This window comes from Desulfobacter hydrogenophilus (assembly GCF_004319545.1).
Lineage (GTDB): Bacteria > Desulfobacterota > Desulfobacteria > Desulfobacterales > Desulfobacteraceae > Desulfobacter > Desulfobacter hydrogenophilus.
This window is the reverse complement of the sequence record NZ_CP036313.1, coordinates 4,447,758-4,460,996: the sequence shown is the minus strand read 5'-3', so window position 1 is coordinate 4,460,996 and position 13,239 is coordinate 4,447,758. Positions and strand designations below refer to the sequence as shown.

General features: G+C 47.8%; 11 protein-coding genes. 10 read left to right on the top strand and 1 reads right to left on the bottom strand.

Features of this window, described 5'->3' with window-relative positions; all coding sequences use genetic code 11:
- Positions 1 to 20 precede the first annotated feature (20 nt).
- The 5 genes from EYB58_RS19840 (at position 21) to EYB58_RS19820 (ending at position 6,850) form a co-directional block, all read left to right on the top strand.
- Positions 21 to 1,934 (top strand): vWA domain-containing protein, encoded by a 1,914-nt coding sequence (locus EYB58_RS19840; RefSeq protein ID WP_111955096.1) that lies wholly within the window; start codon positions 21 to 23, stop codon positions 1,932 to 1,934.
- 10 nt (positions 1,935 to 1,944) lie between these two features.
- Positions 1,945 to 4,509: a BatD family protein gene (locus tag EYB58_RS19835; protein ID WP_242637450.1), complete on the top strand. Its 2,565-nt coding sequence runs from the start codon at positions 1,945 to 1,947 to the stop codon at positions 4,507 to 4,509.
- Positions 4,510 to 4,633: 124 nt separating this feature from the next.
- The gene (locus EYB58_RS19830) at positions 4,634 to 5,659 is read left to right on the top strand and encodes an NAD(P)H-dependent glycerol-3-phosphate dehydrogenase (protein ID WP_111955100.1); all 1,026 of its coding nucleotides are present in this window, start codon (positions 4,634 to 4,636) and stop codon (positions 5,657 to 5,659) included.
- 410 nt (positions 5,660 to 6,069) lie between these two features.
- Entirely contained in the window at positions 6,070 to 6,513 is a 444-nt protein-coding gene (locus tag EYB58_RS19825) for a flavodoxin (protein ID WP_111955102.1), read from the top strand.
- Positions 6,503 to 6,850 (top strand): tetratricopeptide repeat protein, encoded by a 348-nt coding sequence (locus EYB58_RS19820; protein WP_111955104.1) that lies wholly within the window; start codon positions 6,503 to 6,505, stop codon positions 6,848 to 6,850. The genes EYB58_RS19825 and EYB58_RS19820 overlap by 11 nt, the downstream gene beginning before the upstream one ends.
- 40 nt (positions 6,851 to 6,890) lie before the next feature.
- Here EYB58_RS19820 and EYB58_RS19815 read toward each other — a convergent pair whose 3' ends face one another.
- Entirely contained in the window at positions 6,891 to 7,772 is an 882-nt protein-coding gene (locus EYB58_RS19815) for a LysR family transcriptional regulator (RefSeq protein ID WP_163354344.1), read from the bottom strand.
- 160 nt (positions 7,773 to 7,932) lie between these two features.
- Here EYB58_RS19815 and EYB58_RS19810 point away from each other — a divergent pair, with 160 nt between their 5' ends.
- From EYB58_RS19810 to EYB58_RS19790, 5 genes are all read left to right on the top strand, one after another.
- Positions 7,933 to 8,763 carry a tyrosine-type recombinase/integrase gene (locus EYB58_RS19810; RefSeq protein ID WP_111960837.1) on the top strand — a complete coding sequence of 277 codons (831 nt, stop codon included), beginning with the start codon at positions 7,933 to 7,935 and terminating at the stop codon, positions 8,761 to 8,763.
- Positions 8,763 to 10,001 (top strand): IS91 family transposase, encoded by a 1,239-nt coding sequence (locus EYB58_RS19805; RefSeq protein WP_131072012.1) that lies wholly within the window; start codon positions 8,763 to 8,765, stop codon positions 9,999 to 10,001. Before EYB58_RS19810 ends, EYB58_RS19805 begins: the two co-directional genes overlap by 1 nt.
- 473 nt (positions 10,002 to 10,474) lie before the next feature.
- Positions 10,475 to 11,278: an SDR family NAD(P)-dependent oxidoreductase gene (locus EYB58_RS19800; protein WP_111960502.1), complete on the top strand. Its 804-nt coding sequence runs from the start codon at positions 10,475 to 10,477 to the stop codon at positions 11,276 to 11,278.
- A gap of 36 nt (positions 11,279 to 11,314) precedes the next feature.
- Positions 11,315 to 12,190 (top strand): radical SAM protein, encoded by an 876-nt coding sequence (locus tag EYB58_RS19795; RefSeq protein WP_111960500.1) that lies wholly within the window; start codon positions 11,315 to 11,317, stop codon positions 12,188 to 12,190.
- A gap of 42 nt (positions 12,191 to 12,232) precedes the next feature.
- Positions 12,233 to 13,219 carry a zinc-dependent alcohol dehydrogenase family protein gene (locus EYB58_RS19790; protein ID WP_111960498.1) on the top strand — a complete coding sequence of 329 codons (987 nt, stop codon included), beginning with the start codon at positions 12,233 to 12,235 and terminating at the stop codon, positions 13,217 to 13,219.
- Positions 13,220 to 13,239: the final 20 nt, after the last annotated feature.

The following is a 13,239-nucleotide window of genomic DNA, read 5'->3' as shown; positions in this document are numbered from 1 at the left end:
GTGAGTAAAAGGATGTACATATGAAATTTGACCACCCACATATTCTGTTTTTTCTGTGGGGACTTGTGCCTTTGGCAGGATTGCTGGTGTACGGCATTTTCCGGCACAAAAAGATCCTTGCCCGGTATGCGAAAGCGTCTATGTTTGATCATATCCTGCCTGGCTTTTCCCATGGCCCCAAATGGGTAAAAGCGGTTTTGGCCTTACTTGCCACGGGATTTGCCGTGGTGGCACTGGCAGGCCCTCTGGCCGGGTACCGCTGGGAAAAAACCACCCAAAAAGGGGTGGATATCATGATTGCTTTGGACTGTTCCCGCAGCATGCTGGCCCAGGATGTTTCCCCCACACGGCTGACCCGGGCCAAGCGTGAAATCATTGATCTGACCCGGTTAATGCATTCGGATCGGGCCGGGCTTGTGGCCTTTTCCGGGGCTGCTGTGCTGCAATGCCCATTAACCCTTGATTACAACGCATTCGGGATTTTCCTTGATGCCCTGGACCCGGATTATCTGCCTGTGGGGGGCACGGATTTGACCGCAGCCCTGGACGCCTGTTACAACGGATTAGATCCTTCATCCACTGCGGGAAAAGTCATCATTCTCATCACGGACGGTGAGGATACCGCCGGTGATGAAGCCGCCTTGACCAATGTGGTGGAAAAATTTGCCAAGGAGAAAATCCGTATTTTCGCCATCGGGGTAGGGGACCCGGCCGGTGCCCCGATTCCGGCTAAGGGCGGAGGGTTCAAAAAAGATAGTACAGGCAATATTATTTTGTCAAAAGTGGACGAAACCATGCTTAAAAAAATTACTGCCATGACCCAGGGCCGGTATGTACGGTCTGTGGCCGGGGACATGGACCTTGAACAGATCTATTCCGGTGATATTCTGGGCACCATGGAGCGAAAGGAACTGACCCAGGGCCGCAAAAAGGTCTGGGAAAAACGGTTTCAGTGGGTCTTGCTTCCCTGCGTACTGCTGCTGCTTGCTGAAACTTTTTTTCCCCAGGGATCTGGCTGGAAACACAGTGTTAAAGGCGGGCGTTCATTAATTTGTCTGGCCATTGCCATGGGGCTTATGGCACCGGGGCTTGCCCGGGCCGGGTTATGGACTTCTCCGGTTAAGCAGGGCATACAGGCCTGGGACAACAAGCAATTCCAGCAGGCAAAAAAACATTTTATTGACGCCCAGCTTGAAAACCCGGATGACCCTCGTCTTTATTATAATATTGGGGCTGCTGCCTATGCAGCCGGTGAATATGACCTGGCTGAATCCAACTTTGCCCAGGCTATGAATGCAAAGGACAGGGAACTTAAACACAATGCCCTGTATAACCTTGCCAACACCCATTACCGTAAAAATCAACTGGATAAGGCCATTGAGGACTATCAGAACCTGCTCAAGGAGTTTCCCGATGATACCCAGGCCAAAGAAAATCTTGAGGTTGTAAAGAAAAAGCTTGAGGAGAAAAAACAGCAGCAGCAAGATCAGCAGAATAAAGACCGGAAAGATCAGGAGAACCAGAATAAAGACAAGCCCAACAAGGATCAGGGAGATCAAAACCAGAAGGACCAAGATCATAATCAGCAGAACAACCAGGATCAAAAAGGCCAATCCCAAGAACAGAACCAGGGGCAGGACCCTAAACAGGATCAGAAAAATCAGGGCGATAAAAATCAGCAAAATAAATCTGAAAAAAACACCCAGCCCCAAACGGACCAGGCCAAAACGGATCAGCCTCAGGACCAGTCAGCAAAGGATTCCCAAACCCAGGCCGCCCAGGCAGAAAAAACTGAGAAAGGGCAAAAAGGACAGGATAACATGCAGCAAGCACAGTCAAAAATGCTTGAAAACCGTCTCAACCGCCTGGAAGATAAACCCGGCATGGCCCTGATTCCCCAAACCGGAGTACGAGACAATGATAAGGATTGGTAGTTTTACTATTATGAACCGAACGCATATCCATATGGCCGTCTGGGCAATTGCAGTTCTGCTCTTTTGTCTGCCCTGCATGGCCCTTGCCTTTACCGCCACGGCCCAGGTGGACCAGACCCGTATTACACCCCAGGATGTTGTGTCATTGCAGGTGATTGTGGACGGTGGTGAGGCCGACGTGGATACATCTTCCATAACCGGGTTCCAGGTCAATCCCGCCGGTACCCAGTCCAGCAGAAGTTATGTCAATGGTACATGGAGCCATAAAGTCATATACCGGTACATGCTGATTCCTTTAAAAACCGGCGTGCTGACGATTCCACCCATTACCTGTGTCCAGGACGGTGAATCCGTATTGACCAGGGAGATAAAAATCCTGGTGAAAGAACCCTCAGCCCAGGCCGGTGATGCCAAGGGCGATTTTTTTGCCGAAGCATCCCTGAGCAGCGACGGCATCGTGCCGGGACAGCAGGCCGTGTATACCCTGAAACTGTGCGCGGCAAAACGGATCAAGGGCGCCTCCTTTGATGCCCCCCAGTTTAAAGGCCTGACGGCTAAGCAATTGACGGACTGGTCCAAGTACACCCGGACCATCAACGGCCGGGCTTTTATGGTAAATGAGACAAAATATCTGGTCCAGGCGGACGCACCCGGGCAGTTTACCATTTCACCGGCTGTTTTTGTGGCCCAGGTGCCCATGCAGCGGACCAGACAACGTGATCAATTTAATTCCGTATTTAACGATTCGTTTTTCCGGGATTCCTTTTTTGATACCACACCGGCAAAGCCCGTGCGCGTGGTGTCCAATGCTGTGCATCTGACGGTCTCTCCTTTGCCGGAATATATTGGCGATCAGCCCTTTTCAGGCCTTGTGGGCAAATTTTCCATATCAAGTGCATTGGACAAAAACACGGTGAAAACAGGCGAATCCGCCACATTGACCGTTATTATCAAGGGAACGGGAAATATTATAGATGCGGCTTTGCCTACCCTGAACCTGGATACGACAAAATTCAAGGTGTATGAAGACACCCCGGCCCAAGATGTACAGGTCACCGAACAGGGATTTGAGGGACACAAAGTGTTCAAGCAGGCCCTTGTCGCCTCTGTACCCGGAAAGGCCGTTATTCCAGGGCTTTTTTTGGTTTTTTTTGATACGGATTCAAAAACATATAAAACCATTACCACAACCCCTTTAACCCTTGACGTACAGCCGGGCGGTCCTGTGACCGTTGTGGATGGAACCCCTGCCGCAAATACGGGTGCAGGGACGCTGGTTTCATCCAAGATCAAAAAATCCGAGGTTAAGCTGCAGAACAGGGATATTCTGGATTTAAAAGAAGATATTGCAAGTATCCATTCACGCCCCTGCCTGTCCATGTTCTGGTTTGTTTTTCTGGTCTGTCTGCCAGCTTTAGGGTTTGGGGCGGCAAGTACGGCCATGCGGTTTGGTGCCAGGGAAAAATCCCTGAAAGAGCAATACCGTGAAAAAGCATGGGGGTATCTTAAAAAATCGCGTAAAACTGCACCTGACGATCCCGGGTTTCTACCGGGTCTGTCTTCAGCGCTTACCTATGCCGTCCTGGCCCGGGGTGACAAGGGGGGAGAAAGCCTGACCCGGGACGAGGCCCGGCAGATTCTATCCCACAGCGGCCGGGACCAGGAAACCGTAAACAAAGTTACTCAACTGATGGATACCATGGACGCGGCCCGTTTCGGGGGAAAGCCCATGGACGAGAACACAGCACGAAGCTGTCTGGATCAGGTTTCATCTCTGATCCGTACGCTCATGGTTGTGGCCTGTGTGGGACTATCTCTTTTCATATTCCGGGGTACGGGCATGGCTGCCCAGGATACTGCCAACACCATCGTTCCAAACCAAGTTTACGCTGTAAAAGACACGGCTGGTGTGTTTGTGGATGCGGTTCGCGCGTATAATGCAGGGGATTATGCTGCTGCTGCGGCACAGTTTGAGTCCATTGCCAACACACGCGTGAACAATCCGGATCTTTTCTACAATATAGGTAATGCATATTTGAAAGCTAAGGATTTAGGCCGGGCCATCCTCTGGTATGAGCGGGCAATAAAACTTGCACCGTCGGATCCGGATTTAAAATTTAATCTGGCCCATGCCCAAAGCCTTGTAAAAGATAAAAAAGAACCTAAATTTTCCCTCTCTGGTATCCTCTATTTCTGGCAGGGCCTGGTGTCTTTGAAATGGCTTCAGTGTGCCTCGATTACACTCTCTTTTTGTTTTTTTATCTGGGCAACGGCTCAAAAGGCGAGGAGCAGACAGATTTTTTCAGGTATCGGCATTTTTATTTTTCTGATTTTTGCAGGAATAACCCTGGCGGCCGGTCTTGAATACAACCGAATTAACTCGGATGTAAAGGCCGTTATTCTTGCTGAACAGGCCGGTGTACGTTCCGGAACCATGGAGAATGCAACACTTTTGTTTGACCTGCATGCCGGAACCCAGGTGCGGGTGCTGGAAAAAAAAGACAACTACATGAAAATTCGTTTTGCCAAAGATAAGGTGGGGTGGGTGGCATGCAAAAACGCAGAAATAATATAGAAAGGATATATAAACTGACGTTGAATCTCTTGGCAAATTAATATATAAAAGCTAACTAATTTTTAACAAATCAATGATCCGCCCGGACAAAATTTTGCCGGGACGGGCAGGAATAAAACCGTCTATGGATATCATGAATACAAAAATCGGCGTTGTCGGGGCAGGTGCCTGGGGAACAGCACTTGCCAAACTACTTGCGGATAAAGGGTTTACCTTGGATCACTGGGTTTTTGAACCCGAGGTAAAAGAGGAAATTACCCTTTATCGGGAAAATAGAAGTTTTCTGCCCGGGTTCAGCCTGCCTCCGGAGCTTGTAACCACCAATGACATTGAAAAAGCAGTGTCCGGAAAAGATCTTGTGCTCATGGTGGTGCCTTCCCATTGTATGCGCGCTGTGGCCACACAGATGAAACCGTTTGTTTCCCCGGGCACCATTCTGGTCAGTGCGTCCAAGGGGATTGAAAATAAAACCCACATGATCATGACCGATATCCTGTCCGAAATTATTGATTTTCTGCCTGACCACAATTTCGGCGTGCTGTCAGGCCCAAGTTTTGCCAAGGAAGTGGCTGCCGGAGTACCAACTGTGGTGGCAGCGGCAGCGCTGAAAAATGAGGTGGCTGAATTCATCCAGAACGTATTTTCTACACCTAATTTCCGGGTCTACGTTAACCATGATATTGTCGGCACCCAGATCGGCGGGGCCATGAAAAACGTTATCGCCATTGCTGCAGGAGCCTGTGACGGTATGAATATGGGGCTTAATCCCAGGGCCGCCCTGATCACCCGGGGGCTGACGGAAATGAACCGCTTGGGCACCCGCCTGGGTGCAGATCCCCTAACTCTTTCCGGGCTGGCCGGTGTCGGTGATTTGTTTTTGACGTGCACAGGGTTTCTCAGCAGAAATTACACTGTCGGCAAACAGATCGGGCAGGGCAAGTGCCTGGATGATATTATCTCGGAAATGCGCATGGTGGCCGAAGGTGTTAAAACCACCCGCTCCGTTTATAACATGTCAAAAAAGCTGAATGTTGATTTGCCCATCTGCGCTGAAGTTTATTCTGTTTTGTTTGAGAACAGCCCTGTGGAAAGAACCGTGGAAAGGCTTATGGGGCGATCCCTAAAGCATGAACTGGCAGGCGTGATTTAATTTTCATAGCTGATCGCTTGTTCCGGTCAGCTTAGGCCCAAGTTCAAAATCAAACTTTCCATATGGTTTGCCTTTTCATCCGTCTTCTTCGTTGTGTCAATGGGAGCATATATTTAATATGCTCCTTATTGATACGCCTTGAATACGAACGAAAATTCTAAACCACATTTTGGAATTTTTTATTCCGATCATGAGCCGTAGCTTAATTTACACCCCAATACTGCATGCCCGAAGTCTTGCCAATCCGGCCAAAGGGTGCGTGTAATATTTAGGTTACAAGCGTTGCGCATAAATTCACATCATAAAAATTACCCTCGGCTAAAAAAAAAACTTGACATGAAATTTGTTAGCTTTTATTGTTAGTTGTACCTAAAAATAAATTATCTTAATTATTAATTTTGGGGGAGCTTATGAGTAACGCACTGATTGTTTACGGATCAACCACCGGAAATACTGAATCTGTTGCTGATACCATTTCAACAGATTTATCCAACGCTAATTACACTATTAAGAAAATCAATGTGTCTGATGTTGGTGTGGATATTCTAAATGAGGCATTTGATTTATACCTGCTTGGCAGTTCCACCTGGGGAGAAGATGAGATCGAATTCCAGGAAGATTTTGCACCTTTTTATGAAAATATGAATGGCGATTTAAATTTGTCAGGTAAGAAATTTGCCGTGTTCGGGTGTGGAGATTCATCTTATGAACATTTCTGCGGGGCTGTGGATGCCCTTGAAGAAAGGCTGGCAAAGCTTGGTGCGACCCTGGTGTGCGAGTCGCTTAGGATTGACGGAGAGCCAGAAGAATCAGAAATCAATGAATGGACACAGGATGTGATCAATGCCGCATAAACAAAAAAAATGTCTGCGATCCATGCTCAAGGACATCGGTTTTATGAACCGTACAGCCATGGCAGCCGGAAATGCCGGAAAATTTGATATAGCATTTAAAAATATGAATAAGGCGCTCTCTTTAACTCGTGAGTTGAATAAAGTGTGCTTGGTAGCAAAGCTTTTAAATAACCAGGGCAATTTATACACCATGTCCGGGGAATGGGATAAAGCGCTGCTGTCCTATGAACAGTCCATGTCTATTGTGACCGAGCATTACGGTACCGACAATATTCTTTATAAAACCCTTCAAAAAAATTTGGTGTATCTTTTAACATTGGACATCGCCGCCGCCTGACATCGGCATATCTCTCTTCTCTCTCTTGCTGCCGGGATTTTTACCGGCAGCTTTTTTGTTTACCGACTTCCGCTTCCAGGTAACTGATAAAAACATCTCTGGCGTTATTTTTTTTCTGCTCATCTGCAAAAATTGCGATGGAAAACATTGGCAGCTCAGGCAATTCCAGCTTGGACGGCGCTTTGTTTAAGCCTTCTTTTAATGCTCCTATGGGTAGAACGGACAACCCCAGTCCTGCCTGTACCGCAGTCTGAACGCTTGAAATGGATGTCACTGTGAAACCAATTTTCCATTTTCGGTTTTTTTGTTCAAGAGCTTCGGTGGCAATTTTTCTAAAATGACAGGGTGAAGGCAGTGCTATAAGAGGCAATGTTTCATGCATATCAAATTCTGCACCTTGCCCTGTTGCCCAGACTAATGGTTCCTGGATAAGCACCCGGCAGCTTCCCTGGTATAGATCCTTTCCGGCAACCACCAGATCCAGATCTCCTTTTTCAAAGGCAGGAATAAGTCCTGTCCCCAAATCCATTTGAACTTCAAGAGAAATATTCGGATATCGTTTTCTGAATTGGCTGAGGATTCCCGGCAATAGTTCGGGCAAGACATAATCAATCAGTCCAACACGAAGGAGACCGAAGGCTTTAGGTGTCGTCAACTGGCTGACAGCTTCGTCATGGGCCGATAAAATCCGCTGTGCATGGGTCAGCAAGATTTCCCCCTCATGGGTCAGGGACAGTTTTTTACTTGTTCTGTTGAAAACCTTTGCATCCAGGCGTTCTTCCAGTCGGCGAATTTTTGTACTGACGCCTGCCTGGGTCAGGCCGATGTTATTTCCAGCCTTGGTAAAACTTCCGGTTTCGGCAACCGCCTTAAAACAACGCAGCATGTTTATGTCCAGATCAATGGGTATCATGTGAGCCATAATAGCTTGTTGAACAAAACCGCTCCGCGGAAAGAAACGCCAACCTGGCATCTTACCCATTGATGGGCCAGTCAGCCGCGACTATACAATATCCCTTTATATTTACCCTGTCTTATTCCATCATTCTCCTGAGTATCCACCCATAATTCAGGAGGAAAAGATGACACAACTTCGCCAACAATTTGATCGACACATGACTCTTCACCGGCTTTCGCCAAAAACAAATGCGGCGTATATGAATGCGGTAAAATTGCTTGCCGCGCACTACAAGCAAGCACCGGATCAACTGACCGATTCCCAGATCCAAGATTATCTCGACTATATTATTGCAGACCGACAACTGGCCTGGAGTAGCTGCAATGTACAGTTCTCAGGGATAAAGAGATTTTACAGGCATGTATTAAAACGGGAGCCCAAGATTTCCATACCGCCCCGGCCTCAGGAAAGGAAAATCTTCATGGCACTGAGCCGGGAAGAAGTGGCGCAAATACTGAATGCCTGCACCAACCCCAAGCATTATGCCCTTCTTCTGGCCACATACAGCGCAGGATTGCGGGTCAGTGAAGTTGTAAAGCTCCAACCGATACACATTGAAAGATCCCGCAAAATGATACGGATAGAGCAAGGTAAAGGCAGAAAAGACCGGTATACAGTCTTGTCAGATACCTTACTAAAGACTCTGGAAGACTACTGGCGGCTTTTTAAACCGAACGAATGGATCTTTTTCGGCAAAACCAGATCAAAACCGATGCCAGTTGAGACAGCTCAGAAAATTTATTACACGGCCAAGTTAGAAGCCGGTGTAAAACGTGGCAAAGGCATACATACCCTTCGTCACTGCTTTGCGACTCACCTTCTCGAACAGGGAACCCGGACACATGTACTTCAGCAGATGCTCGGTCATAAATCCATCAGAACCACGGCAAAGTATCTTCACATCAGCAATGAGGCCATATCCCAAGTTGTCAGCCCGGCTGACGTGGTGCTTTAATGATCGGAGAATGCTGCAATAAAAGCAGCAGACCCGAACATGACATTGCCGATATCTTCAGACACGCTGGGCAACGCTTTTTGGAAACTTTCGGAGCTTCACACGAACAGATAAAGGTCATGAATAAAATCATTACCTGCCGAACAGCTGCTTTAGGAGGCCATATAGACGCTTGCCCTGACTGCGATTTCCAAAAGAACTCCTACAACTCCTGCAGGAACCGGCACTGCCCCAAATGCCAGACCATGACCAAGGAAAAATGGTTAGATAAACGGGTGTCAGAACTATTGCCTGCCACCTATTATCATTTGGTGTTCACACTGCCCCACAACCTGAATCCTATCATCCTCTGTAATATGAAGCCGTTGCTGGACCTGCTGTTCTCCTCGGTAAATCAGACCATTAAACAATTTGCTACCGATCCCCAATGGAGACTCCAGGGGCAGGCTGGCTTTATTGCCGTATTGCATACATGGAACCAGACCATCCTGGACCATTTTCATCTGCACTGCCTTGTTCCCGGCGGTGTGCTGTCAGAAGACAAAACCCAATGGACCCCATCCAAAACGAATTTTCTATTCAAGACAGCCTCCATAGTAAAGGCGTTCAAGGGCATCTACATCAAAGGACTCAAGCAACTATACCAGGACGGGGATCTCAAGTTCCCGGGTAATACGGCCAAGTACGGCACCCGTTCTGGTTTCAACCGCCTGATCAAAATTATCCGGAAAAAGAAATGGTCCGGTTACGCCAAGGCCCCTTGTTCCGGCCCTGAAAAAGTCCTGGAATATTTAGGAAGGTATACCCATAGAGTCGCCATTTCAAATTACCGTATCAAATCCTTTGAAGACGGCAAAGTTGTGTTCACCTGGAAGGACCGGGCTCAAAATGATGCCATAAAAGAGATGACTCTTGATGCTGTGGAGTTCATCAGACGGTTCCTGCTTCATGTGCTACCCAGAGGGTTTAAAAAAATCAGGCACTTTGGTTTTCTATCCCCCCGGTACAAAGCAGTGAACATAAAACTGATCCGAAAATTGACGGGTGATAAGTTCAAAGAGCCAGCACATCCTGAAAATGAGTCAGTAGAAGAAATGATGCACAGACTGACCGGCATTGACATTAAAGCATGCCCCAAATGTGGCAAAGGCCGCCTGACAAGACTTTACGAGTTGCTGCCGGTATATATTGGCTATATTGTCCCAAATAAAAAGGTGGCTGCCTGGGATACTTCTTGACCCTAATCTTTGATCTAAAACAACTTGTGGCAAAGGCAATGGCTTCAGGCCATACCCATGAGGTGCGTCGAAAACCCGGCACAATACAAACAAGTACCGCCTATATCCGTAGAGCAGAATATATGCAGCAGTTCAAAACCGAATCGTTGAGCATTTACCATCAAAATCACACCAAATTATCCTTGCACAGTCTGCCAGCAATCGATATAAACCCCATAGTGAAAACACTCGTTACCGGCCCTGACCACCGGCTCTGTTCAACAACGTTTTATCAATAATCCCGCTCGTTGAAACAACCGGTTCAGCATTACCAAAAGATTTTGGTGGATCTAATTGTCGTGCCTTTTCTGTGGGCGGGACTATATGATAAAACGCTTTTAGTTATGGATTGCATAACAATTATTAATTTGTATTATTTTTAATTGGTTATATTATTGAATAGAACAATTGATTGATACAAGGGAGCAGGAATCATGCAAAAAAATATTCTGATCACAGGCGCAACCGATGGTATTGGATTGGAAGCCGCAAAGATGCTGGCCGTCCAGGGACACAACCTCATAATCCATGGGCGCAACCCGGCCAAACTTGCAGATGTGGAAAAAATACTATCCGAAATGTCCACGGGCGGGAAGTTGACAAGCTACCTATGTGATCTATCGAAGCTCAAGGGTGTGCAACGGCTTGGGGCTGAAGTTGCTGAGAACCATACCAGCCTTGATGTATTGATAAATAATGCCGGTGTTTTCAAGGTTCAGAATCCTGTCACCAGAGACGGGCTTGATGTGAGATTTGCCGTTAATACCATCGCCCCCTATATGTTGACGAAAAAAATGCTGCCCTTGTTCAACCGCTCGGGCCGAATCGTTAACCTCTCCTCGGCCGCCCAGGCGCCGGTGGATACTGCGATTCTGGCAGGTCCGCCAAGGCTGTCTGACGGTGAAGCATATGCCCAGAGTAAATTGGCCCTGACGATGTGGTCATGCCATATGGGTCGAGCCCTTAAGAACAAAGATCCTGCGATCATTGCGGTGAATCCTGCCTCCTTTTTGGGCAGCAAAATGGTGAAAGAAGCATACGGGGTTGCCGGCAAAGATCTTAGTATCGGAGCTGAAATTCTCTGCCGGGCTGCCCTGTCCGATGAATTTGCATCGGCCTCTGGGCGCTATTTTGACAATGATTCAGGAAAATTTTCCTCTCCTCATGCTGATGCGCTCAATGACCGAAAATGTGAAGCAGTCATCCGGACTATTGAGGCTGTGTTGAACGAATTATGACAGATTGCAAAACAGAACAAGGAAGAGGATCGTAAAATGAACTACCAAGGGAAAATATACCGCCCCTGGATTGAGGCCAACAGCCTGTTGATACAAACCACCCTGGGCTGCACCCATAATAAATGTACATTCTGCGATATGTTCAGGGAAAAGAGATTCGGAATCAGGACGCTTGAAGATATTTTCAATGATATTGATGAGGCGAGGCAGCTTTTTCCCTATGTGGGATCAATCTTTCTTATTGACGGGAATGTACTGGCCTTGAAAACCGTATTTCTTTTGAAAGTGATTGAAAAGATCAGGTCCTCTTTTGGGGAATGCTCAAAAATTTCCCTCTACGCCGGACTGAATGATTTTCGGCGCAAATCCGTTTCGGAACTTACGGAACTCAAACAGGCTGGATTAACCATGGCCTATTCCGGCCTGGAATCAGGTCATCCTGAAATTCTTAAATGGGTCAAAAAAGGGCTGACACCGGAACAAGCCCTAATCGGGATGGAGCATGCGAAAGCTGCCGGAATCGAAGTGCTGCTTTCCTTTATCTTCGGGCTGGGGGGAAAAGAGCGGTCCTGTGAGCATATTGCTGAAACCACCCGGTTGCTCAACCTGATGGAGCCCGAAGAGGTGGCCCCTATGGCCCTGGCTGTACAGCCGGGGACTGAATTGGCTAAAGAAATTGTAGCCGGGGAATTCATTCAGGCTACTCCGCTGCAGATCCTTGAGGAGGAAAAATATCTTCTTGAGAACCTCACGGACTTCAACACCTTTTACTGGGGAGACCATGGCAACAATATCGTCTCTTCCAAGGGACGGCTGCCGGAACACCGGGAAGCCTTTCTGGAAAAAATCGACCATGCCATTGCCACCCATCCGGTAACCAGGCAAGAGGTGCTTAAAACATTTGCATGGTAGCCCATGTTTATTGATTACAAATTTTTAAGGAGATAATGACCAATGAAAGCTATGATTATTCGGAATTTTGGGGATTCCAGCGTATTTGAATCTGCTGAAATCGCCAAGCCGGAAGTGAAACCGGGCCATGTGCTGGTAAAAATTGTGGCCACCAGTGTTAATACCGTTGATACCATGATTCGCCAGATGGGCAGAGAACTGCCGATTTCACCACAGCTTCCCGCTGTCTTGGGTATGGACTTTGCCGGCATTGTTGAAGCTGTTGGCCAAGGGGTAACTGAATATGCTGCCGGTGATGAAGTATATGGCTGTGCCGGGGGATTAGGTGATTTACCCGGGACGCTGTCCGAATATATAGTTGCCGATTCCAATCTGATTGCCCGTAAACCTGAAAAGCTGACCATGAGGGAAGCTGCTGCCCTGCCTTTGGTTGGCATTACAGCCTATGAAGGGCTGACACGGGCAGGTATTACCCAGGGCCAAAAGGTGCTGGTCCATGGCGGTTCCGGCGGGGTCGGCCATATTGCCTTGCAACTGGCACGCCATTTTAAAGCGCAGGTTTTTGCAACTGGCGGAGGGGATAGACAGCTGGCATTAATTGAGAAGCTTGGGGCCACTGCCATCAATTACAAGACAGAACCGGTTGCCGGATATGTTGATAAACATACAGACGGGGCTGGTTTTGACCTTGTCTTTGATTCGGTCGGTGGGTTGAATCTGGCAAACTCCTTTGAGGCTGCGGCGCTCAACGGCCAGGTGGCATCCACAGTGGCAATGGTTGAGCTGGATCTGTCGTTGGCGCATTTCAAGGGGCTCTCTTTGCACGTTATTTTCATGTTAATCCCCATGATCCATGACCATAAACGTGAAGAACATGGGGCCATTCTTCGTAAACTTGCACAGATTGTTGATGCCGGCGGTTTATATCCGGTGCTTGATGAACAAAAATTTGCCCTTGATGAAGTAGGGAAAGCCCATGACCGTCTTGCCGGCGGCCAGGGAGTGGGTAAAGTCGTTGTAGAAATATAACCAATCCGGTCTTGATCCTT